General features: G+C 67.7%; 22 protein-coding genes and 1 riboswitch. Of the genes, 8 read left to right on the top strand and 14 right to left on the bottom strand.

The window, feature by feature from the left end:
* Positions 1-122: 122 nt before the first annotated feature.
* The 7 genes from atzF to ACWF0M_RS19360 all read right to left on the bottom strand — a co-directional run bounded on the left by atzF (position 123) and on the right by ACWF0M_RS19360 (position 9,140).
* Complete coding sequence (atzF, locus tag ACWF0M_RS19390) at positions 123-1,706, bottom strand: allophanate hydrolase (RefSeq protein WP_452237061.1); 1,584 nt, start codon at positions 1,704-1,706, stop codon at positions 123-125.
* A complete protein-coding gene (locus tag ACWF0M_RS19385; protein WP_452237060.1) occupies positions 1,703-3,655 on the bottom strand; it encodes a 5-oxoprolinase/urea amidolyase family protein in 1,953 nt (650 codons plus the stop codon). Before ACWF0M_RS19385 ends, atzF begins: the two co-directional genes overlap by 4 nt.
* Before the next feature lie 2 nt (positions 3,656-3,657).
* Entirely contained in the window at positions 3,658-4,275 is a 618-nt protein-coding gene (locus ACWF0M_RS19380) for an urea amidolyase associated protein UAAP2 (RefSeq protein WP_452237059.1), read from the bottom strand.
* Positions 4,272-4,907 (bottom strand): DUF1989 domain-containing protein, encoded by a 636-nt coding sequence (locus ACWF0M_RS19375; RefSeq protein ID WP_452237058.1) that lies wholly within the window; start codon positions 4,905-4,907, stop codon positions 4,272-4,274. The genes ACWF0M_RS19380 and ACWF0M_RS19375 overlap by 4 nt, the downstream gene beginning before the upstream one ends.
* On the bottom strand, positions 4,904-6,469 hold the full coding sequence (locus ACWF0M_RS19370) for an amino acid permease (protein WP_452237057.1): 1,566 nt from the start codon (positions 6,467-6,469) through the stop codon (positions 4,904-4,906). The genes ACWF0M_RS19375 and ACWF0M_RS19370 overlap by 4 nt, the downstream gene beginning before the upstream one ends.
* A 57-nt stretch (positions 6,470-6,526) precedes the next feature.
* Positions 6,527-6,641: riboswitch (guanidine-I (ykkC/yxkD leader) on the bottom strand.
* A 97-nt stretch (positions 6,642-6,738) separates the two neighbouring features.
* A complete protein-coding gene (locus ACWF0M_RS19365) occupies positions 6,739-7,677 on the bottom strand; it encodes an NAD-dependent epimerase/dehydratase family protein (protein WP_452237056.1) in 939 nt (312 codons plus the stop codon).
* Positions 7,678-7,724: 47 nt separating this feature from the next.
* A complete protein-coding gene (locus ACWF0M_RS19360) occupies positions 7,725-9,140 on the bottom strand; it encodes a serine hydrolase domain-containing protein (protein WP_452237055.1) in 1,416 nt (471 codons plus the stop codon).
* 37 nt (positions 9,141-9,177) lie between these two features.
* On the opposite strand from ACWF0M_RS19360, the gene ACWF0M_RS19355 reads away from it, so the two are divergent.
* On the top strand, positions 9,178-10,071 hold the full coding sequence (locus ACWF0M_RS19355) for a diacylglycerol/lipid kinase family protein (protein WP_452237054.1): 894 nt from the start codon (positions 9,178-9,180) through the stop codon (positions 10,069-10,071).
* Positions 10,072-10,096: 25 nt separating this feature from the next.
* On the opposite strand, the gene pulA is transcribed toward ACWF0M_RS19355, so the two are convergent.
* The 5 genes from pulA to ACWF0M_RS19330 form a co-directional block, all read right to left on the bottom strand.
* Entirely contained in the window at positions 10,097-15,748 is a 5,652-nt protein-coding gene (gene pulA, locus ACWF0M_RS19350; protein ID WP_452237053.1) for a pullulanase-type alpha-1,6-glucosidase, read from the bottom strand.
* 75 nt (positions 15,749-15,823) lie between these two features.
* A complete protein-coding gene (locus tag ACWF0M_RS19345; RefSeq protein WP_452237052.1) occupies positions 15,824-16,546 on the bottom strand; it encodes an SIR2 family NAD-dependent protein deacylase in 723 nt (240 codons plus the stop codon).
* A complete protein-coding gene (locus ACWF0M_RS19340) occupies positions 16,543-17,097 on the bottom strand; it encodes a GNAT family N-acetyltransferase (protein WP_452237051.1) in 555 nt (184 codons plus the stop codon). Before ACWF0M_RS19340 ends, ACWF0M_RS19345 begins: the two co-directional genes overlap by 4 nt.
* A gap of 13 nt (positions 17,098-17,110) precedes the next feature.
* Entirely contained in the window at positions 17,111-17,323 is a 213-nt protein-coding gene (locus tag ACWF0M_RS19335; RefSeq protein WP_452237050.1) for a sulfurtransferase TusA family protein, read from the bottom strand.
* Positions 17,320-18,435, bottom strand: a complete 1,116-nt coding sequence (locus tag ACWF0M_RS19330) for a cysteine desulfurase family protein (protein WP_452237049.1) — start codon at positions 18,433-18,435, stop codon at positions 17,320-17,322. Before ACWF0M_RS19330 ends, ACWF0M_RS19335 begins: the two co-directional genes overlap by 4 nt.
* Before the next feature lie 94 nt (positions 18,436-18,529).
* Here ACWF0M_RS19330 and ctaC point away from each other — a divergent pair, with 94 nt between their 5' ends.
* From ctaC to ACWF0M_RS19310, 4 genes are all read left to right on the top strand, one after another.
* On the top strand, positions 18,530-19,414 hold the full coding sequence (gene ctaC, locus ACWF0M_RS19325) for an aa3-type cytochrome oxidase subunit II (RefSeq protein ID WP_452237048.1): 885 nt from the start codon (positions 18,530-18,532) through the stop codon (positions 19,412-19,414).
* A 26-nt stretch (positions 19,415-19,440) separates the two neighbouring features.
* Complete coding sequence (gene ctaD / locus ACWF0M_RS19320; protein ID WP_452237188.1) at positions 19,441-21,186, top strand: aa3-type cytochrome oxidase subunit I; 1,746 nt, start codon at positions 19,441-19,443, stop codon at positions 21,184-21,186.
* The gene (locus ACWF0M_RS19315) at positions 21,183-21,578 is read left to right on the top strand and encodes a cytochrome c oxidase subunit 4 (RefSeq protein WP_452237047.1); all 396 of its coding nucleotides are present in this window, start codon (positions 21,183-21,185) and stop codon (positions 21,576-21,578) included. Before ctaD ends, ACWF0M_RS19315 begins: the two co-directional genes overlap by 4 nt.
* A 229-nt stretch (positions 21,579-21,807) precedes the next feature.
* Entirely contained in the window at positions 21,808-23,058 is a 1,251-nt protein-coding gene (locus ACWF0M_RS19310) for a L,D-transpeptidase (RefSeq protein ID WP_452237046.1), read from the top strand.
* Positions 23,059-23,197: 139 nt separating this feature from the next.
* On the opposite strand, the gene ACWF0M_RS19305 is transcribed toward ACWF0M_RS19310, so the two are convergent.
* Positions 23,198-23,566, bottom strand: a complete 369-nt coding sequence (locus ACWF0M_RS19305; RefSeq protein ID WP_452237045.1) for a nuclear transport factor 2 family protein — start codon at positions 23,564-23,566, stop codon at positions 23,198-23,200.
* A 77-nt stretch (positions 23,567-23,643) separates the two neighbouring features.
* Between ACWF0M_RS19305 and ACWF0M_RS19300 the strand changes: the two genes are divergently transcribed.
* A complete protein-coding gene (locus tag ACWF0M_RS19300) occupies positions 23,644-24,222 on the top strand; it encodes a sigma-70 family RNA polymerase sigma factor (RefSeq protein WP_452237044.1) in 579 nt (192 codons plus the stop codon).
* Between the two features lie 28 nt (positions 24,223-24,250).
* Here ACWF0M_RS19300 and ACWF0M_RS19295 read toward each other — a convergent pair whose 3' ends face one another.
* Positions 24,251-24,601, bottom strand: a complete 351-nt coding sequence (locus ACWF0M_RS19295; protein ID WP_452237043.1) for a hypothetical protein — start codon at positions 24,599-24,601, stop codon at positions 24,251-24,253.
* Between the two features lie 169 nt (positions 24,602-24,770).
* On the opposite strand from ACWF0M_RS19295, the gene ACWF0M_RS19290 reads away from it, so the two are divergent.
* Together ACWF0M_RS19290 and ACWF0M_RS19285 are read left to right on the top strand one after the other, a co-directional pair.
* Positions 24,771-25,088, top strand: a complete 318-nt coding sequence (locus ACWF0M_RS19290; protein WP_452237042.1) for a MarR family winged helix-turn-helix transcriptional regulator — start codon at positions 24,771-24,773, stop codon at positions 25,086-25,088.
* A gap of 193 nt (positions 25,089-25,281) precedes the next feature.
* Positions 25,282-26,589 (top strand): serine/threonine-protein kinase, encoded by a 1,308-nt coding sequence (locus tag ACWF0M_RS19285; protein ID WP_452237041.1) that lies wholly within the window; start codon positions 25,282-25,284, stop codon positions 26,587-26,589.
* Positions 26,590-26,615: the final 26 nt, after the last annotated feature.

Below are 26,615 nucleotides of genomic sequence, written 5' to 3'. Positions count from 1 at the left end.
CGCGCTGTCTCGCACGGCCGGTGGTGCTGGTCGCCACGTCGAGCAGGCCGTGCCGGGATGGAGCAGGCCGTGCCGGGGCGGGAGGAGCTGCCGACCCCGGTGCACGTACGGCGCGGTCCAGCTCAGTCTCCGGCCAGGTACGCCCGCCAGCCGCCGGATGCGGTGATGTCACGCGCGGGGTCCGCGGCGTCCGCCGTACACAGGAAGCCGAGGACCTGTTGTCCGTCCGAGAGTTCGAGCGGCCCGATCGCCAGCGGAGGATCGATGGTCGCCGCGAAGCCGCCCAGTTCGGCGGCCGGCATGCTCCACACCTCGACTTCGATCCCCGGGCCGTCCGCACCCGTCAGGGTCCGGGTCAGTCCGGGACGCGGCCCGTCGACCAGATACATCCGGTACGACGACGCGGTCCGTGCGGTGCGGGCGAGCCGGGCGCCGCGCCGTACCAGCTGATCGTTGAGTGGCTGACCGGACAGGTGAGCGCCCGCTACCGCGAGCAGGATGTCGGAGGCCGGCACGTCCTCACCACACCAGAGAGCTGCCAGATCGATCACCGAGAGGTCATGGCCGGCCGGCGCCAGGAGCTGGATCCCGAACGGCAGACCATCGGCCCGATCGGGTCCCGGGAAGGCGACCGCGCACAGGTCGAGCAGGTTGACCATGTTCGTGAAGCGACCGAGACGACTGTTCACGCCGATCGGATCGGCCGCCACCTCGGCCAGCGTGGGATGCCCGGGCGTCACCGGCAGCAGGAGCGCGTCGAGCTGCGTCCATAGTTGCTCACTCGCACGCTTCAGTGTCGCGAGCCGGTCGAACCCCGCGAAGGCATCGGCCGCAGTCAACGCCGCCCCGCGCCGCACAATCGTCCGCACAGTCGGATCGACCGCCGAAGAGTCGTCCAACTTGTCCCCGAACGCCAACCAACGTTCAGCGAGCCACGGCCCGGAGTACAGCAGGTCGGCAGCTTCGAGCAACGGCTGTACGTCGACCTTCACCACGTCGCCGAGGCGATGCGCCTCATCAAGCGTTGCCTGCCACGCCAGCTCATACTCCGGATCCAGACCCAGCCCGACATCCGGTACGCCGATCACCGCCGCCGCCCCGGCGACCCGGCCCGGCCGCTGATGGGGGAGTGACGACGCTCGCCGCGACCAGGCGTCCTCGGGGTCGAAGGCGACCATCACGTCGAAGGCGCGGCGCGCAGTCGCGACCGAGCGGGCCATCACGGTGACGCAGTCGAGCGATCGGCATGCCGGTACGACGCCGCGCGCTGAGACCAGGCCACGACTCGGCTTGATACCAACGAGCCGGTTGAACGCGGCCGGAACACGCCCGCTCCCCGCGGTGTCAGTGCCGAGCGCAAAGTCGACCTGCCCGGTGGCGACCGCGACCGCGCTGCCCGAACTCGAGCCGCCCGACACATGCTCGGACGAGAAGACCGAGTGACAAGCGCCGTACGGTGATCGCGTGCCGACCAGACCGGTCGCGTACTGATCCAGGTTCGTCTTCCCCAGCGGTACGGCGCCTGCGGCGATCAGCTGCTCGACCACGAACGCGTTGTCCTTCGCGGGTTCCGTGGTACGCGGGTCGCCTGCGGTCGTCGGCACACCGGCCAGGTCGATGTTGTCCTTCAGCGCCATCGTCAAGCCGTGCAACGGTCCGGGTCGTGGCTCGATCGGGTTGACCCGGGTGATCCACTCGTTGTTCATGCGCCCCACCGGGCCCGCTCGGCCTCGAACGCGGCGCGGCGTCTGGCGCGCAAGGTCGCGATGTCCACAGGTGCCTCCTGCTCGATCCGGCGTACGTCGGCGATCGAGAACGTCGCCGGTGCGGTCTTCAGCTCGGCTCGCCCGGCCGCGATCTCGGCCCGCTCGTGGGCGAGTTGCTCCGCGCTCACCGGCGCGAATCTGATCAGGTCGAACTGTCTCAGCAACCAGGGCTGCTCGTCAGCGGGGGAGAGCCGCCAGACCGGGACCGTGCGTCCGACGAGCTGGTACCCGCCGGGGCCCTCCATCCCGTACACGCACAGGTAGATCCCGCCGATCCCAACCGCGTTCTGGGGCGTCCAGGTCCGCGCCGGGTTGTACTTGGTGGTGACGAGCCGATGCCGCGGATCGACCGGTACGGCGACCGGCGCACCGAGGTACACGTCGCCGAGACCGACCACCAGGTACGTCGCGGCCTGCACGATCTCGAAGACCTCGTCGCGCGTCTCGAGATCGTTGACCCGCCGGATGAACTCGACGTTGTCCGGGCACCACGGCGCGTCCGGCCGGACCGACGTGGCGTAGCGGCGCATCGCCTCGTGTGCCGCCGGATGATCGAACGCGATCGGCAGCACCACCTCCCGGGACGGCAGCACCACGGTCTCGGGATCGCCCAGGCCGGCGGCCAGGAACGCGAGCCGCTCGGCGAGTTCGGTGAGCACGAGCCGGGCTGAGTCGACCGCGACGAGCAACGACCGCACCCCCTCGACGATCTCCGTGATCCCGGTCGGCCGGTCGTCCCGCAGGGCCTGGGCCAGCAGGTGGATCCAGACCCGGACCGTGAGGTCCAGTTCGGCCGGCCCCGCCTCGACCAGCACGTGCCGCTCGCCTGCGCACCTGATCGTGTACGACGGTGCCGTGCCGGCCTGCTCGCCGTGGTGCAGGACCTTCGGGCGATGCGGCGTACCGGTCGAGACGGGGACCGGTGCGGGCTCTTGGCGGAGATCGGTCAGCCAACGACGGCGGTCCTCGATCGCCTCGCTAGCTGCAACTAGTGTCACTGGAACTAGTTGCACTGAATCGCCGGCGCGCAGCTGGCCGAGCATCCATCGGTCGGCCTCGATCACGACGGCGGGTACGACGAACCCGCCGAGTGACGGGCCGTCCTTGCCGACGATGACGGGGGTGTCGCCGGACAGCATGATGCCGCCGACCGGGTACGCGGAGTCGTGCACGTTCGACGGATGCAGACCAGCCTCGCCGCCGTCGGTCCGTGCCCAGCCGGGGTTCGGCCCGATCAGCCGGACGCCGGTGCGATCGGACCGATGGTCGACGATCCACTCGTTGGCAAAGAACGCCTCGACGCCCTCGGCGGTGAGATGTTCCGGCGCTCCGTGAGGCCCGGGGATCACGCGCACTTGCCAGGAGTCCGACATCGCCGGCAGCTCCACCGACAACGGCGTGAGCAGGTTCTCCTGCCGGCCAAGCGGAACCTGGTCGCCGGCCGCGAGCGGCTTGCCGTCGTGACCACCGAAACCGCCGAGGATGAACGTGGACCGACTGCCCAGCACCCGCGGCACGTCCAGTCCGCCTTGGATCGCGACGTACCCGCGCATCCCAGGACCGTCGAGCGGGCCGACGTCCAGCACCGTTCCAGCCGGCCATCGGACGACCATCCCCGGTCTGAACGGCACGTTGTCGACAGTCGGATGGCGGGCAGCGCCTCCCACGCAGATCAGCCGATCCTCGTCACAGGTGAGAACCGGTCCGTTGAGGACGCATTCCAGCCCGGCGGCACTGTCCGGATTGCCGACCGCGGCGTTGACCAGCGCGAACGTGAGCTCGTCGGCCGCCCCGGACGGCGGTACGCCGACGTCCCACAGCCCCGGCCGGCCGGCCAGATCCTGCACCGTCGTTTGGATGCCCGGGGCAACAACTGTGACCACGGCCACCGTCACCACCGGCCCAGGAGCTGGATCGGCGTCGGATCCCAGCCGTTACAAGGATTGTTGACCTGCGGACAATTGCTGATCAGCACGAACAGATCGCGGCTCGCGGTGATCTCGACGTACTTGCCCGGGGCGGACAGGCCGTCCTCGAACGTGAGTCCGCCGTTCGACGTCACCGGCACGTTCATGAAGAAGTTGACGTTGTGGGTGAGCTGACGCTGCCCGATACCCGCCTTCACTCCGTAGCGCAGGAACGTCTGCCGGCACGCGTGCTGATGGCGCGTGAACTCGCCGTACCGGATAACGTTGCTCTCCTGCGAACACGCGCCGCCGACGGTGTCGTGCCGGCCGCAGGTGTCGTCGGTGATGACGGCGAGTTCGTCGAGCCTGGTCGATACCAGGCGCGAACCGGTGGTGAGGAACACGGCCCGCTGCTCGCGGATCGTGTCGAAGGCGGAGTACCGGTTGTCGATGTCGTGGGCGTCGTAGAACAACGTGTCCACGGCTTGATTGCCGTGCAGGTCGACGATCCGCAAGCGTCCGCCCGAGGGCACGGTCACGAGGGCGCCGTCACCGGCTTCGACGACGGTGTCGAGCGCGACGGTCGTTGCCGTGATGGTCATGCGATCAGCTCCCGGGTCAGGCGCAGCGCGCGGATCGCTTCCTCGCGGAGCTCGGGATCTTCTGTGTCATCTGGTGTTTCGAGTTGTACGGCGACGCTCGCGGCGGGGCCGTCGGACAGGGCGTGGGGTGCGGTCGAGATGAAGACCAGGAGGTCTTGGTCGGCCCGGAGGGTGACGGTGTCGCCGGTGTGGGCGTGGTCGGGGACGAAGGTCAGGGAGGCGCGCGGGTCGTCGGCGACGGAGACCTTGCTGAAGAAGTTGATGCAGGCGTGCAGATCAGGTTCGCCGAACCCGTGCTTGGTGAGTTCGAGCAGGAGGAGTTGGTCGGGGAGGGCGCCGGTGAGGCAGTCGTGCCAGTCGAGGGTCGAGGCGATGACAGTCGCGAGCGCCAGGCCGCGATCCGACATCAGAACCATCCCTGGCTTGATACGGGCCGACATCTGGGACTTCAACGTGTCCGGGATGTTCAGGCGATCGAGGCGGTCGGCGCCGATGATCAGCATCGTCGCGTTCGCACCGTCGCCGAGCGCGGTCAGGGTGATCGTGCGTCCGGCCCGCACCAGCACAGACCACGCCGCGGCGGCCGGGATCTCGTGCTTGTGAGCAGGCGCGGATGTGGCAGCCGGGGTCATGCGCTGGCGCCTTCGACGGCTGGTGTCGTGGTGGGCAGGGGTACGCCGATCGAGGCGTAGTACGCGGTGCGCTGGGCGCGGTAGGCGAGGAGACCGCCGACTGCGACGACGGCGAGGGTAATCAGCGGGAGGTACTGCAGGTACCAACCGTCACCCGCCGGGTCGTACACGTCGGCGCGTGGCCAGCCGAGATTGATCGCCATCGCGAGTCCGTAGGCGACCGCGACGATGTTGACGATCAGACCGAACCGCCCGAGCGAGAACAGCGGCCGCCCGTTCTCGTCCACGCCGCCAGGCAGTCCGTTGCCGGTCAAACGCCGTACCAGCAAAGGCGTCGTGACCATCAGATAGGCGACGTACAGCAGCATGATGCAGACGCTGGCGAGGCCCAGGAACAGGCCCGCGTTGCCCACGTTCACGACCAGGCAGACACCGGCCAGCACACCGGGCACCACCGTCGCGGCGACTGGCGTGCCGGTTCGCGTCGACACCTTGCGCAGCTGCCGTGATCCCGGCAGCACGTTGTCGCGCGCCATCGAGAAGATCATCCGGGCCGCCGCGGTCTGGATCGCCAGCGTGCACACACAGACCGCGAGGGCGACGTCGAGGAGCAGCAGCTTGCCGGGCGTCGTACCGAGCCGGCTCGTCAGCACGTAGGGGAGACCTTGGGTGGCGAGATCACCGTCGGTCAGCGACGGCGCGGCCATCAGCGCCGCGACGATCAGGAACGCGCCACCGATGCCGGAGGCAACGACCGCGCGGATGATCGTCCGGGGCGTCGTCGCGCGCGGCTTGTGCGTCTCCTCCGACAACTCGCCCGCGCTGTCGAACCCGACCAGCACGTACGCCGCCATCAACGCCGAGATGAGCAGCGGTCCGACGTACCCGGTCGTGCTGTCGAGGTTCGTCGTGTGCAGTACGACGGAAGGACCGCGCTCGGCGCGGGTTGTCAGCAGAACGACGATCAGCACGACGCCGACCAACTCACACGTCACACCGACCGAGTTCACGAGCGAGGTGATGCGGACGCTGGTCGCGTTGAGCACCGTGGTGGCGACGAGCAGCAGACAGCCGAGCAGTACGGCGTTCGCCGCGCCGTCCTTCGACGCGAGAGCGGGGTCGCTGCCGACCAACTGGAAACCGGGCCAGACCGCGGGCAGTACGACCTGTAGCGCGATCGCCGCCGTCGCCAGCGTGATGATCTGCGCGATCACCATCGTCCAGCCCGCGAACCACCCGACGACGGCGCCGCCGAGGCGACGCGCCCACTGGTAGATCGCTCCGGACAACGGGTACCGGGCGGCGAGCTCGGCGAAGCACAACGCCACCATCAGCTGGCCGGCGAGGACGATCGGCCAGGTCCAGAAGAACGCCGTACCGCCGAAGCCGAAGCCCAGACCGAACAGCTGGAAGACGGTGGTGAGGATCGAGACGAACGAGAAGCCGGCCGCGAACGACGCGTAGCTGCCGACGCGGCGCGAGAGCTGCTGGGCATAGCCGAAACCACCCAGGTCTCGCGCGCCCAATTGATCCGTGCTGAGAGTTTCAGGGGATGCTGACATTCAGGGCCTCCGCTGCATCGGGCCCAGGAACGCACACGGCAGCCCGGGGCCATCAAGGCCTCCCGGGCTTTTGTCCCGCCGTGGAGCGGTGCCGTGGTGCCGGCACCGCCTCCCCTCTCGGACCAGTCCTGCCGTCAGCTCGACCAGCAGCGGAACCCTAGGGGCGCCCCGCCGTCCCGGCGGGTCTGTTCCAGTTCAGGGCGTACCGGTTTCAGCGGTCGTCCTCGCGTGTAACAGCGAAGTAAAGGAATCCTCTCACCGGTCCCGCCTCACAGCCCGTCGCGGAAACCTTCGCGCCAGGACGCGTAGCCGGGCTGCCAGTCGAAGGTCTGCTTGGCGAGGGTGTTGTCGGCGCCGCGGATCTCGGTGAACGCGGCGACTCCGACATCGCCCACCGCGAGCCGGCCCAGCCAGGCCGGGATGTGCCGCGGCGCCTTCGCCCCGAGGATGCGCGCGAACTCGGGCAGCCAGACCGCTGCCTGCGCCGGGTCGTCGTCCGCGACGTGGAACACGCCGGTGACGTCGCTGTCGATCGCCTTCACCGTCGCCGCGGCCGCGTCGTCGTAGTGGATGAAGGACCAGACGCCGGTGCCGTCGCCGATCAGCGGGAGCCGGCGCTTCTGGATCAGTTCGACCATCGAGCCGCCCTTGCCGATGTCGCCGGTCGGGCCGTAGAAGCTCGCGTACCGGAGTACGACGCCTTCGATCCCGTCAGTGTTCAGGGCCGCCGACTCGAGGTGCTTGATCGCGGCCAGCGTCTGCCGCTGCGCGGGCACCGGGTTCGGGTCGAGCGGGTCCGCCTCGGTCTTGGCGGCGGACCCACCGTGCTGCAGGTTCCACCCGGCGTACGACTGGACGACGAACCGTCGCACGCCGGCCGCCTGGGAGGCCGCGAGCAGGTTGTCGGTGCCCTCGGTCCGCAGCCGGTTCGTCATCGCGAAGCTGTCGTCGAAGTGCTTGAAGTCGATTCCGCCCTTGAGCGCCGTCATCTGGTGTACGACGACCTCCGGGCGGACCGACTCCACCGCGGCCCGTACCGCGGCGGCGTCGAGGCCGTCCGCGAGTACGGCGTCCGCGCCGAACGCCCGCACGCCGGCCGCGCCGGACTCGGACCGGGTCATCCCGGTCACCTCGTGTCCGGCCGCGATCAGCTGCGGTACCAGTGACCGGCCCAGTCCGCCGGTCGCGCCTGCTACCAAAACCTTCATGTCATCCTCCGTCGTCGGTGCTTACGACCCGGAGGACACGCGCCGCCTCAGCTCTGTGACATCTCCTCCGAAGTCAGCGTGAATTCGGTCGGGCCGAAGGAGACGTTGAGCTTCCCGTCGATGGTCATCGTGTCGCCGTCGGTCCGGCAGGTCGCTGTGGCGGCGAACGGGGTCTCGACCCAGCGGAACGTCGCGACGAACGCATCACCATCGCCGTACGCGCTGGTCACGACCCGCTCACTGGTCTCGGGGACGGAGGCGTCGTAGACCGTGCTCACCGCGGTTTCCTCCCGCCAGCCGCCGGCGGCGCAGACGATCTCGTGCACACTCCCGCTGCTGAAGTCACGGAAGCTGAACGTGCCGGTGCCGTCGGCATCCAGCCGTACGGCGGTCAGGCCGGTCGGGTTGTCCGCCGCGAACCGGTACGTCTGCCCGTTGCCCGGTGCAGGCGCGGGACCGCTCGGCGGCGCAAGCTCGAGCCGCTCCGGGCGTTGCGCCTCGGGGACCTCCTTGCCTTCGAGAGCCGGCAGCAGGTAGTCCCAGGCTGTGTTGAGGATTGCCTGCATGTCGCCGGTCGCGCTCGTAGTGATGAGCACCGCGTCGTACTCCGGGAAGACCACAATGAACTGGCCGAACGCGCCGTCACCGCGGTACGTGTTGTGGCGACCGCGCCAGAACTGGAATCCGTAGCCCTGTTTCCAGTCCGGGTTCTCCTGGTTGTCGTTCGGGACCTGCTTCGAGGTGGCGGCCTCGTACCACTCGGCCGGGACGACTTGCTCGCCGTTCCACTCGCCGTGCTGGAGCAGGAGCTGCCCGAAGCACGCCAGAGACTCGGTGTTGAGGCTCAGACCCCAGCCACCGACGACGATGCCTTCCTTCGACACCTGCCAGGTCGCCTCGGTGGCGCCGAGCGGCTCGAACAGCCTGGGGCGCAGGTAGTCGAGCAGGCTCTCGCCGGTGAGCCGCTGCAGGATCGCCGACAGCATGTACGTCGCGCCGCTGTTGTACACGAACACGCTGCCCGGCTCGTGCTCCACGTCGAGACCGAGGAAGATCTTCACCATCCGGCGGTCCCGGCTCAGCGCCTCGACAGTGTCCTCCGAGTGCCCGGTCGTCATCGTCAGCAGGTGCCGGACCTTCATCGCGGCCAGGTTGTCGCTGACCGTCTCGGGCAACTCATCCGGGTCGAAGAACGAGATCACCTGGTCGTCCAGCGACAGCAGCCCCGCGTCGATCGCCAGTCCGACGCCGGTCGACGTGAAGCTCTTCGACACCGAGAACAGCAGGTGCCGATCCTCCAGCCGGTACGGCGCCCACGCCTCCTCCAGCACCACGTGTCCGTGCCGCACCAGCATCACGGTCTGGATCTCCGGCTGCCCGGCGTCCAGCGCTCCGACGAAACTGTCGAGCGCGGCAACGGTCAGGCCCTGGGCTTCTGGCGTACTCCGTGGAAGTCTGCTCATTCTCAGCACGCTATCTCCCCGAACGGACAAATATCAGGTGAGTTCTGCCAGGCGGGCAGCCGTGATCGTGAACCCGGTGAAGGTCGGCGGCGACTTCCGCCGTACCGTCGAGAAGGCGCTGGCCGCCCGGAGGTTCGCGGAGCCGCTGTGGCTGGAGACGACCGAGCGCGACGCCGGCGTGACGATGACCCGGCGTGCGATCGACGATGCGGTCGACCTGGTGCTGGTCGCCGGCGGCGACGGGACCGTGCGGGTGGCGTGCGCCGAACTCGCCGGGACCGGCATCCCGGCGGGCGTGCTGCCGGCCGGAACCGGGAACCTGCTCGCCCGCAACCTCGGGATCTCGCTCGAGCTCGACACCGCGCTGGCCGAGGTGCTCGACGGCTCGGATCGGCGGATCGACAGCGTGCTGGTCGAAGGGGATCAGCTGCCGGCCGACCGCTTCGTCGTGATGGCGGGCCTCGGGCTGGACGCCGAGATCATCGCGGACGCCCCCGACGAGCTCAAGAAGCAGGTCGGCTGGGCGGCGTACGTCGTGTCGACGCTCAAGAACCTGAACCACCCGTCCGTCCGGGTCGAGATCACCGTCGACGACCAGCCTGCTGTACGCCGTCGCGCGCGCACTGTGGTGATCGGCAACGTTGGCACGCTGCAGGCGAACATCCCGCTGCTGCCGGACGCGACCCCCGACGACGGCCGGATCGATGCGGTGGTCCTCACGCCGCGGCGGATCAGCCAGTGGCCGCGGCTCGTGCTCGGCCTCGTGCTCAAGTCCTGGCGTGAGGAACATCTCCAGCGCTTCACAGGCCGTCGCATCCAGGTCCGGGCGGAGCGGACGGTACGGCGTCAGCTCGACGGCGACACCGTCTCCGACGGCACGTCGTTGACCGCGGAGGTCGACGCGTCAGCTCTGCTCGTTCGAGTGCCCTGACGGTTGCAGGTGGGGTCAGCGGCTCCTAGTGCTGGACGAGTACGGCGACAGTTCGCGGTGGGACTGTTGCGGTGCCCGTGGCTGAGGTCCAGGTGGTCTGCTTGACCACCGCATCGGTGCCGTTGGACTGGACGGGGGACAAGGTCAGGTTGGCGCCGGTCAGACCGGGGACCTGCTGGGTGACGGTGGAGCCGGTGGAGTTGAAGACGACCACAACACCCTTGAGGGCCGGGTCGACGTTCGGGCCGACGGTGTCGTCGATGCGCATCGTGATGACGCCGGGAGTGGTGCCGCTGGCCGGGAACGTGAGTTTCTGGTTGATGAGGTCGGCGGTGCCCAGGCGGAACAGTGGCGTGGAGAAGCGCAGCTTGAGGAGGTCGGCTGCGGCGGTGGATGCGGTGGCGACGTCGGCCGCGGTCGGTTTCAGGGCCGGGTTGCCGAGGAGCGGCTTCATGTAGGTCCACTTGGCCTCGTTGTCGGTCTTCGGCGGCAGGCCGTGACCGAAGCCGTTGTCGGCGCCGGTCCAGTCGAGCGTGTTGAACCAGTCACCGGAGTCGTACGAGTTGCGGTCCAGCGACTTGCTGCGCAGCAGGTCCGCGCCGGCATGCCAGAATGACGGCGTCTGCGCCAGCGCGGTCGTTGCCAGTGACAACGTGTTCATTCGGATCCGGTCCGGCATCGGCAGGTCCGTCGGGAGTTTGTACGTCAACGTGTCCCACAACGTTTCGTTGTCATGGGCATCGACGTACGTGATCACCTCGTCCGGCTGGTCGGCGTACCCGGCCGGTGAGCCGTTGTAGTCGACCTGATCGCCACGGACGTCCGCACCCGACGACACCGACTTGAACGTGAACGACCGCAGGTTGCCGGCCAGCCCGAGCTGCACCAGGTCCGTGTCGTGGGCGAGCCGCTTGGCGCGCTCGTCCGGCGTACCGTTGATCGGGTCACCGTTCGGGTCGCTCGCCTCGCCGGAGCCGAAGCCCTGGATCCGCGGGTTGCTGTCGAACGGCCCGCCGCCCCGCACCGCGTCCCGCAGCCGGTCGGAGAACGTGCCGATCCCGGTCCCGCCGAGGTTTCCCTGCCGGGCCTGGACGAACAGCGCGTCGTTCGCGACCTCGCCGAAGTTCCAGCCCTCGCCGTACAGATAGATCGACTTGCCGTCGACGCCGTCCTTGGCGAGCGTCAGCTCGTCCAGCGCGGCCCGGACCTTCAGCATGTTCGCCTTGGAGTGGTGACCCATCAGGTCGTACCGGAAGCCGTCCACGTGGTAGTTGCGCGCCCAGCTGACCGTGCCGTCGACCATGATCTTCTCGGCCATCGCGTGCTCGGTCGCGATGTTGCTGCAGCAGGTCGAGGTCTCGACCTTCCCGGTGGCGTTGAGCCGCTGGTAGTACCCGGGCACGATCTGGTCCAGCACCGACGTCGGCGCCTGCCCTGCGGCCGGGGTGTGGTTGAAGACCTGGTCGAGGACGACGCGCAGCCCGGACTTGTGCAGCCCGCCGACCATCGTGCGGAACTCGGAGACCCGCGCCAACCCGTCCTTCTGGGTCGCGTACGACCCTTCCGGCGCGAGCCAGTGGAACGGGTCGTAGCCCCAGTTGAACCCGTCCTTCGCGGCCACTGCTGTCACACAGGCTTGCTGCTGGTCGGAGTCGGCCGGCAGCGACTTGAGATCGCAGGCGGGCGTCTGCTGCCCGGTCTCGGGGATTGACGCGATGTCGAAGGTCGGCAGCAGGTGCACGGTGTTGAGACCGGCTGCCTTGAGCGCCTGCAGATGCTTGGTCCCGTCGCCGTTGTCGGCAAAGGCCAGATAGGTACCGCGGTGCGAGGCCGGCACCGTGCTGTCGTTGATCGAGAAGTCCCGCACATGCAGCTCGTAGATGGTCGAGTCGACACCCCGGGCGAGCTTCGGCGCGGCACTGGTCGACCAGAGCGTCGGCTTACCCGCCGGGTCGTTCAGATCGGCGGCCACGGAGTACGTCGAGTCTGTGGTCAAGGCAACCGAGTACGGGTCCGTGACGACGTTCGTCTCGACCTTGCCGGTGCTGGGCGCGTACACCGTCACCTGATAGCGGTACGACGCGTTCTTCCACGACCGTGGTCCGCTGACCGACCAGGAGCCGTCGCCGTTGGTGCGCATTGGGATGGTCGACGATCCGATCATCAGCTGCACGTTCTGGGCGGTCGGTGCCCAGAGGGTGAAGGTCGGCTTGCCCGCTTGCCATGTGACGCCGTACGAGCGTCCGGTCGCGTTTCCGTAGACGTCGTCGAGCACACCCGGGATCTGTACGCCGGTAGCGTCCAGCAGTCGCCCTGCGTCGTCGTACTGCGCCAGACCGAGCTGACCGGTGAGGATCTTGCGAGCGTCCGCATGGTCGAGCCGGAGCGTGGTGTACCCCGGTTTCACCTCAGTGGGGTCGTAGCGCAGGCCGGCCGACGAGCCGCCGATGTCGTTCGCGTCGACCTTCAGCGAGCCGGTGTCCGACCAGTGCAGCCGCCACCGGTACCTCTCCGCGTGGTCGACCGCGGGTACGGCGAGGGTGTCGCGGCTGAGCCAGTACGCCTTCGCCTGGCTCAGGTCCGGCTGTGCACCGGGCTTGGCTGTCGTCACCGTGAACTGGTGGGTCGCGAGCACGTACGAGAACGTGACGACCAACCCGTCCGATGGCACCGCGACCGGTACGTTCTGAGCCGGGTAGCTCTCGTCCCAGGACAGGTTGTGCGCCACCTTCGCCTCATAGTTGCCCGCCTTCAGTTCGCTGGTGGACCACGTGTAGGTCCCGTCGCCGTCCTCGTCGGTCAACCAGGGTCGCATGCAGGAGGGATCCCAGTCGGTCGGGCAGCCCAGTGCGGTCTGGAACGACCCAGGCACCGTGATGATCGGCCCCTGTGCGCTGGACGTGACGTAGTGCCGCCCGTGCTCGTAGTAGAACGTGACGGGTGTGGTCGGTGCCGTGTAGGAGATGTTGGCGCCGTTGGGGACACCACCCGCTCCGTAGTTCTCGGTCCAGCTCTTGTTGATGGCTGCCTTGTACGCGTGCTCGCGGGCCGGCAGCGTGTACGTGCCCTTCCAGACCTTGTCCTTCGGGTCGAGCTTCAGCTGAGCCTGCTCGCAGTCCGGCGCCCAGTCCGCGCCGCAACCCATGTCGACGTTGTGGTCTCCCGGGACGGACACGTTGGCCGGCTGTACGACGGGACCTGTCCCGCCACCGCCACCACCCGGGGCAGCAGCGTCACCAACTACGCCGTACGACCCGGACACCGAGTAGTTGCCCGAGGCATCCCGCAGTACGGCGCGGTACTCGAGCAGCGTGCCCTTGGCGAGTCCGGACACGTCGTGGAACACGCGGTACGGCGCGTTGTCGTCGGCGCCGAGCCGCTTCCACGCCGTCGTACCCACAGGTCGGTAGCCGAACGTCACTGTCACCGGGGTGTTCTCGGGGACCGCAGCAGCGATCTCCGCACGCCCACCGACGGTGGCACCGGCTTCTGGTGAGCTCATGTAGACGTTGGGCGCCTTGGCGCGCGGCGAGATCTTGGTCTGGGCCTGGTACACCGTCACGGACAGAGGAGCCTGGCTGACGGCCACCCTGCCCTCACGGTCGGTCTTCACTGGCTTGGAGCCGCCGTAGACCGGCTTGAGCCAGGTGTTCGGTCCGTACGTCGCCACCGTGGCAGCGGCCGCTGTCTTCGAGTTGTTCGCGACCACCAGGTACTCGACGTTGTCGCTGCCGAGCCGGCTGAACGCGTACAGGCCGTTGGTCTTGGACGCGTACCGGTGCACCTGTCGCCCGTCGGACAGGGCCGGGTACTTGGCACGCAGCTTCGCCAGTTCCGCGATGTGCTTGTACATCGGCGAGTTGACGTCGTACCTGTCCTGCTTACCGATCGTCGTCGTACCTGTGCCGTCGACGACCTCGTCGTCCGCGTACTCGTCGGTCTGGGTCGCGAACATGTCCTGCCGCGCGTCCTTGTCACCACCAGGACCTGTGAAGCCCTGCTCGTCGCCGTAGTAGACGACCGGCTGGCCGCGGGTCAGGTACATCAGCGAGTGCGCCAGCTCGTCCCGCTGCAGCAGCTCCTGGCCGTTCGCGCCGCCCTGCTTGAGGAACGTGCCGACACGCCCCATGTCGTGGTTGCCGAGGAACGTCGGCAGCTCGTACGCGTTCGAGTCCGTGTCGGTGTAGTAGTCGTCGTCCGCGTAGAAGTCCTGCAGCTTCGTACTCGGGTCGCCCTTCGCGTACGCGACCGCGCTCTGCTGGAACCCGAAGTCGAGCGTGGCCTGCAGCGCGCCCTTGGTCGTGTACGTCGACATGAACTGCGGGTTCGCGTCGAAGACCTCGCCGAACATGAAGAAGTTCTTCGTGCCGGCGTTCTTCGCCGCCGCCAGGATCGCGGGCGAGAACTTCTGCCAGAACTCGATGTTCACGTGCTTCACGGTGTCGATCCGGAACCCGTCGATGCCGAGCTCGGCCCACGTCTTGTAGACGTCGATCATCCCGTCCCGGACCTTCGGCTGCTCGGTGAACAGGTCGTCCAGCCCGACGAAGTCGCCGTACTCCGCACTCTCGCCGGCGAACGTCGAGTCGCCGCGGTTGTGGTACAGCGTCGGGTCGTTCAGCCACGCCGGGACCTTCACGGTCGCGTCGGCCGGCGTCCGGAAGACCGGGATGTTGGGGAAACTCACGTTCTTGTCGAGCGGTGGGAAGGTGTCGCCGCCCGCGTACGCCTTGTCGTCGAAGACGTTGCCGGACGCATCCTTGTACGGCGAGGTGGCCTTCGAGATGTAGCTGTACTGGCCGGACTGGTAGTCGATCACGTCCGCGGTGTGGTTGGTGATGATGTCGAAGAAGACCTTCATGCCCTTGCGGTGCGCGAGGTCGATCAGCTGCTGCATGTCGGCGTTGGTGCCCAGGTGCGGATCGATCTGCGTGAAGTCGGTGATCCAGTACCCGTGGTACCCGGCGCTGACGTTCGCGCCGGAGCCCTGCACCGGGCGGTTCTTGAACGACGGGGTCAGCCAGATCGACGTCGTACCCAGGGACTTGATGTAGTCGAGCTTCTGGATCACACCGGCCAGGTCGCCGCCGTGGTAGAAGCCCTTGTCCTTCGGGTCCAGCCCGGTCTGCAGCCGGTCACCGGTGAGTCCGCCCGCGTCGTTCGCCTTGTTGCCGTTCGCGAACCGGTCCGCCATCAGGAAGTAGAACCGCTCCTTGGTGAGGTCCGGTCGCAGGCTCGGCGTCGCGAGCGACTTGTCCGCGGCGGTCACCGCCGGCCCGGCAAGATCCACCGGCGTCACAGTGACAATGTGACTAGTGTCGTTGTAACTGAACTGGAGCTTCGCCGGGCCCTCGATCCGCAGCGGGATGTTCGCGCCGTCCCGCACACCGCCGGCGCCGTAGTTCTCGTCCCAGCTCTTGTTGACCGTGATCTTGTACTCGTACGACCCCGCCGGCACGTCGAACACCTTCGTGTACGGCGCACTCGCACCCAGACTGGACGCGTCACAGCCCGGATCCCAGTCGGCCGCGCACCCCAGCTCGCTCTGCAACGAGCCCGTGACGGTGATCACCTTCTCCGCCGTCACCTGAGCCGGAGCCGGCGCCGCCGTACCCAACCCCAGTACGACCACTGCGGCCGCGGTGAAACCTGCTGTCAAACGCCTGAACCCGTGCATGACGTGCCCCTCCCCGGCGACTCACCCTGCCGGGGACGCTAGCCGCCGACCTCTACCGTGAGGAGGGCTCGAATGTCACGGTAAGGTCACGAGGTCCGGCAGGGTGGTCTCGATCGGTGTGCGCAGCACAGTCGTCGCCTGCTCGTCGTACGGTGTCGGCTGTGCATTCAGGATGACGAGAGGCTTTCCGGAGTTCAGGGCGAGGTCGCAGAGACCAGCGGCCGGGTAGACCTGCAGTGACGTGCCGATGGCCAGGAACAGGTCGGCTGCCTCGGTGGCTGCGACAGCTCGGTCCAGCACGGCTCTGTCGAGGGACTGGCCGAACGAGACGGTCGCAGACTTCAGTACGCCGCCGCACACCTCACAAGACGGGTCGTCGTCGCCTGACCCGAGCCGGGGGAGTACGTCGGACATGGGGATCCGGCGCTCGCACTGGAGACAGTCGACATACCAGACCGTTCCGTGCAGCTCGTGGACCAGCTCCGGAGACGAGCCGGCCCTCTGATGTAGTCCGTCGACGTTCTGTGTGATCAGACCAGTCAGACGGCCCTGCCGCTCCAGCTCGACCAGAGCGAGATGGCCCGGGTTCGGCTCGACCGCCCACGCCGGCACTGCCAGCCGGTGCTTCCACGTCGCCACCCGCACCTCGCGACTGGCGACGTACTCCTCGATATCGAACATCGCCTCCGCGGCCGGGTCCTTCGTCCACAACCCCTGCGGCCCTCGAAAGTCCGGTATCCCCGACGCAGTCGAGATCCCGGCCCCGGTCAGTACGGCGATGCGTTCGGCCTTGATCACACCTCTGACGGTATCCATTCGCGGGCCAGGACCGACATCACGACCTCGTCCACCCATTCACCGTCCCAGAGGAGGGCGTCGCGCAGGACGCCCTCGGTGGTGAAGCCGGCCTTCTCGTACACGCGCTGGGCCCGCGGGTTGAACGCGTACACGCCGAGGCTGATCCGGTGCAGGCCGAGCTGCTCGATGCCGTAGCCGACGGTCAGCCGCGTCGCCTCGGTCCCGAGGCCGCGGCCTTGGCCGGCCGGGCCGATCAGGATCCGGAAGTTGCAGCACTGGTTGTCCGGGTCCCAGTCGTTCAGCACGGCCTCACCCACGACGACACCTGACGCCCTGTCGACGATGGCCAGGTCCAGCCGGTCGGTCTGGTCCTTACGGGTCCGCATCCACTCGCGGGCCCGCTCCTCGCCGATCTCGCCGTGACTGCCGGTCAGGCGGACGACGTCCGGGTCGTCCATGGCGGCCTTGAGGGCGTCGTAGTCGTCCTCGTCCAGCGGGCGCAGGGTCACCAGGTCCCCGGTGAGCGTCGGCTTGTACGCGAAGTCGGTCACGTCGCGCAGTGTGTCAGCTGACCCGCCGTACGACGTACTGGTTTTCACCGGCCGACACCAGCTCCTGAGAGCGCATCCGGCACCACGCCGGGATGTCTGTCGCAGCGGCCGGGTCGTCGGCTAGCACTGTCACCGTGTCGCCCACGGCAACAGTCGGTAGCGTCTGGGCCAGTTTGATCACCGGGAGTGGACAGAGCAGGCCACGGCAATCCAGGTCGACGTTCACATCCCGACCTCCGCCCGGATTCGCTGCACCAGTCCTGGTAGCACAGCACAGAACCGCTGGACGTCGTCGTGGGTCGTGTCGCGCCCGACAGAGACACGGACGTTGCCGTGGGTCAGTACGCCCATCGCTGCCAGCACGTGCGAGGGCCGGAGCGTGCTCGACGTACAGGCGGAACCACTGGAGACAGCGAACCCCTCAGCGTCCAGTGCAGTCACCAGCGCCTCACCGTCCACGTAGAGGCAGGAGAACGTGAGGATGTGGGGCAGGCGGTCGTCCGCATCGCCTACTACCTCGACATCGGGGATGTCCGCGGCCACACGGCGGCGTACCTCGTCTATCCAGGCCCTGTGCTGCTTGTCGAGCTCCGCTGCCTCGGCCAGCCGCGCCTGCAGCGCAGCGGCCGCGGCGAGCGCATTGGGGACGTTCGGGAACCCGGGGGAGAGGCCGTCCTCCCGCTCGTCCATCGGCCACGCCGGTGTGAACCGCGTGCCCTTCTTCACAGCCAGTAGCCCGACACCAGGCGGTCCGCCCCACTTGTGGGCGCTTGCCGCGAGCACCGACCAGCCCGCGGGTACGGCGTCATGGCCGACCGACGCGGACGCGTCAACCAACAGCGGTACGTCGCCTGCGGCCGCCGCAGCGGCCTCGACCGGCTGACGCGTCCCCACCTCGTGGTTCGCCGACTGCAGCGCAGCCACAGCCACACCAGGTCGCCGTACTGCGTCTGCGAAGGCAGCTAGCTCGACCCGCCCCAGCCGGTCCACGCCGACCTCGACAGCAGCCTCGCCAGCCGTGTGCAGTACGGCGGAATGCTCGACGGCACTGTGCACGATCGTTGCCCCGACCCGGTTGCGCGCGGCCCGTACCGCGGTCAGGCCGGCCTGGATCGCCGCCGTACCGGACGTGGTCAGGTACAGCTCGTCCGGCCGTACCCCGACCGCGTCCGCGAGAACCGCGCGGGCGTTGTCCAGCAGCAGTCTCGCGGTCCGGCCCTCGTGGTGCAGCCGCACCGGATCGGCCCATCCGGAATCCACTGCCGACAGCAACATCTCCCGTGCCGCAGGGTGCATCGGCTCGGCCGACGCGGCGTCCAAATACGTACGCTCGCTCACACGGGAAACGCTAGACCCTACCTATGCGCGGGACGGCGAATGGTGTCCAGTAGTGTTTGGTCGTCAGTCTCACTTGGGAAGGGAAAGGCGCCCCGTGGGTTCGAACGGCACGCCCGGAGTGGAGGAGCGACCGGCAGGTTCTGCCGGCGCCACACGGCCGGCGAAGCGTCGCCTGCTGGTCGGTAGTGCAGTGGTGCTCGGCACCCTGCTGCTGACCGGTTGCTCGACGGCGACCACTGAGCAGTGGAAACGACTCGGTCTGCCCGAGGGCGCATCGGACCGGACCGAGGCCATTCGCAGCCTCTGGATCGGGGCATGGATCGCCGCCCTGATCGTCGGCGTGATGGTCTGGGGCCTGATCCTGTGGGTCGTGGTGCGGTACCGCAAGCGCAACGACGACGCACCCCGGCAGGTGCGGTACAACCTGCCGCTCGAGGTGCTTTACACCCTGGCCCCGTTCGCGATCATCGGTGTGCTGTTCTTCTACACCGTCGAGCACGGCAACCGGGTCACGAAGATGGACGCCAGCCCGCAGCACACGGTCAACGTGGTGGGCCAGCAGTGGCAGTGGACCTTCAACTACAAGGACACCGTCAACGGGCAGCAGGGCGTCTGGGAGACCGGCACGATGGACAAGCCGGCCACCCTGTGGCTGCCGGTGAACGAGTCGGTCCACTTCGACCTGACCTCACCGGACGTCATCCACTCGTTCTGGGTGCCGTCGTTCTACTTCAAGCTCGACGTGATCCCGGGCAAGACGAACAAGTTCGAGCTGACCCCGACCAAGACCGGCACCTTCGCCGGCAAGTGTGCTGAGCTCTGCGGTCTCTACCACAGCCGGATGGTCTTCACGGTCAAGGTGGTCTCCCGCGACGAGTACGACGCACACCTGCGCGAACTGGCCGCCAGGGGCCAGACCGGCGCCGCAACCGGTGGCGCCGACGCCACCACCATTCCCGGTACAGGGGGCGAGAAGTGACCGACTTCGCCGAGCGCACCGGCGCTATCGGTAGCACCACCAGCGCGCTGCCCCGGCGGCGCACCAAGGGCGAGTTGCTGGTCAAGTACCTGACCACGACGGACCACAAGCTGATCGGGCACATGTACCTGATCACGTCGTTCGCGTTCTTCCTGATCGGCGGCGTGATGGCGCTGCTGATCCGCGCCGAGCTGGCCAAGCCGGGCCTGCAGATCGTGAACGAAGAGGTGTACAACCAGCTCTTCACGATGCACGGCACGATCATGCTGCTGCTGTTCGCGACGCCGCTGTTCGTCGGCTTCGCGAACGAGATCATGCCGATCCAGATCGGCGCCCCCGACGTCGCGTTCCCGCGGCTGAACATGTTCAGCTTCTGGCTGTTCCTGTTCGGCGGCCTGATCACGATCAGCGGCTTCTTCACCCCGGGCGGCGCGGCCGACTTCGGCTGGTTCGCCTACGCCCCGCTGTCGAACGCGGTCCGTTCGCCGGGCGTCGGCGGCGACCTGTGGATCATGGGTCTGTGGATGGCCGGTCTGGGCACGATCCTGGGTGCGGTCAACTTCATCACCACGATCATCACCATGCGCGCTCCGGGTATGACGATGTTCCGGATGCCGATCTTCTGCTGGAACATCCTGGTCACGTCGATCCTGGTCCTGATCGCCTTCCCGATCCTGGCGGCGGCGCTGCTGGTGCTGGAGGCGGATCGAACACTCGGGGCCCATGTCTTCGACGCAGCCAATGGTGGGCCGATACTTTGGCAACACCTGTTCTGGTTCTTCGGGCATCCAGAGGTCTACATCATCGCGCTGCCGTTCTTCGGCATCGTGACCGAGATCCTGCCGGTCTTCAGCCGTAAGCCGGTCTTCGGCTACATCGGTCTGGTCAGCGCGACCCTCGGTATCGCGGTCCTCTCGGTGGCGGTGTGGGCACACCACATGTTCGTCACCGGCGCGGTGAACCTGCCGTTCTTCTCGTTCATGACGTTCCTGATCGCGGTCCCGACCGGGGTGAAGTTCTTCAACTGGATCGGCACGATCTGGGGCGGGTCGGTGTCGTTCGACACCCCGATGCTGTGGTCGGTGGGCTTCCTGACCACCTTCCTCTTCGGCGGTCTGACCGGCGTCATCCTGGCCTCGCCGGCGCTGGACTACCAGCTGTCCGACTCGTACTTCGTGGTCGCGCACTTCCACTACGTCGTCTTCGGCACCGTGGTGTTCGCGATGTTCGCCGGGTTCTACTTCTGGTGGCCGAAGTTCACCGGCCGGATGCTCGACGAGAAGCTCGGCAAGCTGCACTTCTGGCTGCTGTTCATCGGCTTCCACACGACGTTCCTGGTGCAGCACTGGCTCGGCGTCGAGGGCATGCCGCGGCGCTACGCGTCGTACGGTCCCAACGAGGGCTTCACCACGCTGAACGAGGTCTCCAGCGTCGGTGCCTTCATCCTGGGCGCGTCGATGCTGCCGTTCTTCTACAACATCTACAAGTCCCGCAAGTCGCCGCCGGTCGGCGTCGACGACCCGTGGGGCTGGGGCCGTTCGCTGGAGTGGGCGACCAGCTCGCCGCCGCCGCGGCACAACTTCGAGAAGTTGCCCCGGATCCGTTCGGAGTCCCCGGCGTTCGACCTGCACCACGCCGACCTGGCGCTGGCGGAGTACCCGGACAACCGGGCCGGCAAGGACAACCTGCTGGACGCGGGCGAGGACGAGGGCCGGGTCGGGCATCTCGAGGAGATCGTCGACGGCGGGACCGACGGGAAGGACAAGGCGTGAAGGTCGAAGCCTGGGTCTTCGGGATCCTGAGTGTGTTCGTGCTCGTCGTCACGCCGATCTACTGGCTGATGTCCGAGGACCCCACCGGCACCACCGCTTTGGTGATGACGTTCTTCCTGTCGCTGCTGGTGGCGTTCTACCTGAGCGTCACCGCCCGGCGGATGGACCCCCGGCCGGAGGACCGCAAGGAAGCGGACATCGTCGAAGGGGCCGGGGAGCTCGGCTTCTTCCCGCCGTACTCCTGGTGGCCGCTGTGGTGCGCGCTGACGCTGGCCGTGGTCGTGCTCGGCATCGTCTTCGGCTGGTGGCTGTTCATCGCCGGCTGCGGAATCGGCATCGTCACGCTGAGCGGCTTCATCTTCGAGTACTACCGTGGTGACCACGCTCACTAAGGTCCTGTCTGGCAATCCAGACAGGACCTAGTTGAGAGTCGTACGAAAAACGCCGTCCGGGAACGAACCGGGCGGCGTTTTCGTGCGTCTGTAGTAGTGCGAACCGGTATGGAGCGTTGTGGACCGTACCAGATCGGCCTGAGCGGATGCAGGGAAATGTCGCCGCGGCAGGTTACCCTTACCGCGGTCTGACTAAACAGGGGAGAACTGGGGAATGGTGAGCGGTTCGGTGAGGAAGCACGGCCTTGCCGTGGCGGGGATCTGCGTCCTGCTGCTGGCCGGCACGGCCTGTAGTGACACGGAGGCCGGCGGCGGCAACGGGGGCGGCGGGCAGTCGACGCCCAGCACATCCACGTCGGAGAGCAACTCGCCAGGCGCCTCCAGCACACCAGGGGGCTCGACGACTCCGTCGGAGACCCCGGGATCGGCCGACATCGCGATCGTGCCCGCCAAGGGCGCGTCGTCGGTGCAGCCCGACAAGCCGGTGACGGTGACCACCACGGCCGGCAAGCTGACCGCGGTCACGCTCAAGGACGACGACGGCGACAAGGTGACCGGCAACTTCAACGCCGACAAGACCCAGTGGACGTCGTCGCCGCAGCTCAAGCCCGGCGCGTCGTACACGGTCAGCGGCACGGCCGAGGGTACCGACGGCGCCTCTGTGCCGATCAGCTCTACCTTCAAGACCCTGAAGGCGTCGAAGAGCCTGAAGGCCTCGGTCGTCCCGCTGAACGGTGAGACCGTCGGCGTCGCGCTGCCGATCCAGATCTTCTGGAACAACCCGGTCAAGGACCGCGCCGCGGTCGAGAAGCGGCTCTCGGTGAAGACCTCGGTCCCGGTCGACGGCAGCTGGCACTGGGTGAACAGCAAGCAGGTCAACTACCGCCCGAAGAACTACTGGCCGGCCGGCACCAAGGTGGCGGTCGACATCGGCACCCTGGGCGTCAACGCCGGCAACAACACGTGGGGCACCGCGAGCCGGACGATCGCGTTCAGCATCGGCAAGTCGGTCGTCACCAACGTCAACGTCAAGAAGCACACGATGACGGTGACGATCAACGGCAAGCTGGCCCGGACCATCCCGATCACCGCCGGCAAGGACGGCTTCACCACCCGCAGCGGGGTGAAGGTGATCATGGAGAAGTTCACGGTCAAGCGGATGGATGCCGCGACGGTCGGCCTCAAGCCCGGCGACCCGGAGTACTACAACATCCCGGACGTGAAGTGGGCCCAGCGCGTCACCAGCTCCGGCGAGTTCCTCCACGGCGCCCCGTGGTCGGCCGGCAGCCAGGGCAGCGCCAACGTCAGTCACGGCTGCGTCGGCATGAGCCTCAAGGACGCCCAGTGGTACTTCAACCAGACCCTCCGCGGCGACCCGGTGATCGTCACCGGCACCACCCGCCACATGGAGCCCGGTAACGGCTGGACCGACTGGAACACCACCTGGGCCGCCTACAAGGCCGGCTCCGCCCTCTCCTGACACACCAACACGCAACAGCCTCCTCCCCGCATGCCCGCGGGCAGGAGGCTGTTGTGTTTCACCGCGGCTGATTCAGCCCGCTGGTACAAGAGGCAGACGCCCGACCCCCGGTGAGCTTCCGGTGGAGCTCGCTCGTGCTTCAGAAGAAGGCGTTCGGGTTGACCGGCTGGTCGACGAGCTGCTGGATTACGTCCCAGTGTTCGACGATGCGGCCGTTGTGCACGCGGAACAGATCGATGGTGGCCAGGCCGGGTCCCTGGCCAACGTCGATGTGCGTGTGTACGGCCACGTGGTCGGCGTCGGCGACGACGCGCTTGACGGTGATCTCGCTGGTGCGTAGCCAATCGCTGCCTCGCAGGTACTCGCCGAACGCCGCGCTGCCGGGACCGCGGACGCCTGGGTTGTGCGACACGAAGTCGCCGTCCAGTAGTTCCAGGAAGGCGTCGACGTCACCGGCGGAGAAGCGCGTGACCGCCTCCATGACGAGATCTCGGTTCGAAGTTGTCATACTCGTACGACGGATTGCCGCAAGGTCGGCGTCACACGTGTGACGCCGGGGCGGCCAGGATCGTCTTATGAGAAACCATGAATGAGTTCGAACGACACCACACGTCGCTGTTCGCGGTCGCCTACCGCATCCTCGGTCAGCACGCCGACGCCGAGGATGTGCTGCAGGACGCCTGGCTACGCTGGCGGCACGTCGACTCCAGCACAATCGAGAATCCGCGCGCGTATCTGCACCGGCTGGTCGCGAACCAGGCAATCGACCAACTGCGCCGTGTCAGGGCGCGCCGCGAAGACAGCACCGACGTACCCGAGACTGTGGCACCGGGCAACGATCCCGGTGAGACCGAGGCGGTGTCGGCAGCCCTGCGCGTGATGCTCGAGACCCTCGACCCGGTGGAGCGGGTGGTATTCCTCCTGCACGAGGTGTTCGAGCTCCCCCACGCCGAGATCGCCCCGGCCGTCAACCGCACCGAGCGGGCCGTGCGGCAACTGGCATACCGAGCCCGGCAGCGGATCAACGCCGGACAACCACGGCATCGGCCGACCAGAACCGATCACAAACGCACCACCGAACGCTTCCTGCTCGCCACCGGCACCGGCGACCTGATGGCCTACGCGACCTCCTGCACCGACCGGTCCGCCGACAGCCGTCGATGATGCCGTCGAGTGACGAACCAGAATCCCCTTATTTTGTGGGCAGTCCGTCGGCCCACGCAGCCCACAGCTCCTCAGCGTGGAGGGACGGGAGGGAGTGGTGGGTCGCGGTTCCGAGTTGTACGACGGTTGCGGCGGGGGAGAGTGTGGTGACTCGGTGGGTCAGGTGAGCTGCGTTGTGGCTCTTGCTGCGGGCGGCGACGAAGACCAGGGGAGCGAGGTCTCGCAGCTGGTCGTCCGTGGGGCGTCTGGTGCGGACGAACGGGGTTGACGGCTGCTCCGCGGCCAGGCCGGCCAGCTCGAGGATCTGGGGATCGAGCGGGAGGCCCTGCGTCTCCCAGCGCAGGAACGAGACCGTCCGCTTCCCGGACGGCCTCAGCAAGCTAGGTAAGGCCCGAAGGACGAACGGGACGCGCAGCCCGACGTAGCAGTCCGTCGGATCGATCAGATCATCGCGTACACGCGGTACCGCTCAGCAAGCCGCGGCGCCATCGTGAACCACACGGCAGAGGTCCCCCCATGGCTCGGCCGCGTTGGACGTGGTGCACCTGTTGCGGGAGGTTGCCCTGAGGCTGGACCTGGCGGTCGGGGAGTTCGCCCGTACGACGGGCTTGCACAGCACCGACGTACGCGCGCTGGTACGCCTCCTGGACGCCGAACGCGCCGGACTGGAGGCCACGCCCAGCTGGCTGGCGCAGCAGCTCGGAATGACCTCTCAGGCGACGACAGCTGTCATCCACCGTCTCGAGGCCGCCGGCCACGTAGAACGCCTCAGAAGCCGCACCGACGGACGCAGCACCCACCTCCAGGTCTCCGACACCGCCGTAGCCCTCGGCTGGCAGTTCTTCGGCCCCTCCTGGACCGCCTGATCGCGGTCACCAGCGCACTCACAGCCCCCGAGCGGACAACCGTCGGCGACTACCTCACCGAGGTCACCGAAGCCCTCGGCTGACCGCTTGCGGTCACACCGCAGCAGATTGCGGTCATGACCGGTCGACCGACCCTCCGCGCCACTACGGTCGGTTCGGTTTCGCTGGCCGGGGGCAGAGCTGTGAGGTGATAGTGGCTGAGGAAGTCGGGCCGGGGTACTTGGTCGGCGGGCAGTACCGGTTGGTCGAGCTGATCGGGTCCGGTGGCTTCGGCCGCGTCTGGAAAGCGGTCGACGAAACGCTCGAGGTCGACGTCGCGGTCAAGCAGATCTGGCTACCACAGAGTCTCTCGGCGGACGAACGCGCCGACGCGTTGCGCCGCGCCACCCGAGAGGCCCGGAACGCGGCCCGGCTCCGGGATCATCCGAACATCGTCACCGTGCACACGGTCGTCGTCGACGGCGACTCGCCCTGGATCGTGATGCGCTGGGTCGACGGACACTCACTCGACCGCTGGATCCGCACCGAGGGCCGGGTGCCTGCCGCCGACGTACGGCGAATCGCGGACGGGCTCCTGTCCGCGCTCGAGGCGGCGCATACCGCGGGCATCATGCATCGGGACGTGAAGCCGGCAAACGTGCTGCTCGGCCAGCACAACGAGGTGCTGCTGGCTGACTTCGGGATCGCGGTGCACCCGACCGACACGACGGTGACGGCGACCGGGATGTTCATCGGGTCGGCGGAGTACATGGCGCCCGAGCGGCTGCGTGGGTCGGACGAACCCGCCGGCGACTTGTTCTCGCTGGGTGTGACGCTGTACCACGCGGTCGAGGGCGTCTCGCCGTTCCACCGTACGACGGCGGCTGCGACGATCACCGCGGTGATGTTCGACGACCCACCGGACCTGCAACACGCGGGCGACCTGCGACCGCTGATCACCGCCCTGCTGGCGAAGAACCCGAAGGACCGCCCGTCGATCGGCGCCGCCCGCCAACTGCTCAACTCCGCGACCGAGGTGATGACCCGGTCCGCCCCGACGAGGAAACTTCCAGAACAAAGGAAGCCGTCCGCGCCGAGCAAGCCGCCGGCGGCGACCAAGAGCACGAAGGACGAGAATGTCCCGCTCACCGTGTTCAAGTTCGCCGTCTTCCTGGCTCTGATCGTGTACGTCGGCCCACAGATCATCATCCCGCGCGTTGCCGATGCCATCGGCCCGAATGCGCCGGCCTCGGCTCCGTCGATCACCGAGGGACACGTTGGCGACTGTGCGGCCGCCGCCCAGGAACTGCCGTCGTACCGGAAGGTCCCGTGCTGGTACCGATCGGCCGGCTACAAACTGCTGTCGACCGAGCAGGTCACACCCGAGTCGGGCATGCTCTTCCAGCTTCTCGACGACAAGGCAGAGGCCGCTTGCGCCGGCGTCCCGGGCTGGGACGCTGGAACGACCGACAGCGTGAAGAGTGGCGACCACTGGCTGGTGTTCTGTCTCGGCAAGAAATAGCAGAAGGGGCCTCCGGCGAGTGCCGG

The sequence above is a fragment of the Kribbella sp. NPDC055110 genome, from assembly GCF_053607525.1.
This window is presented reverse-complemented; position numbering and strand designations above follow the sequence as displayed.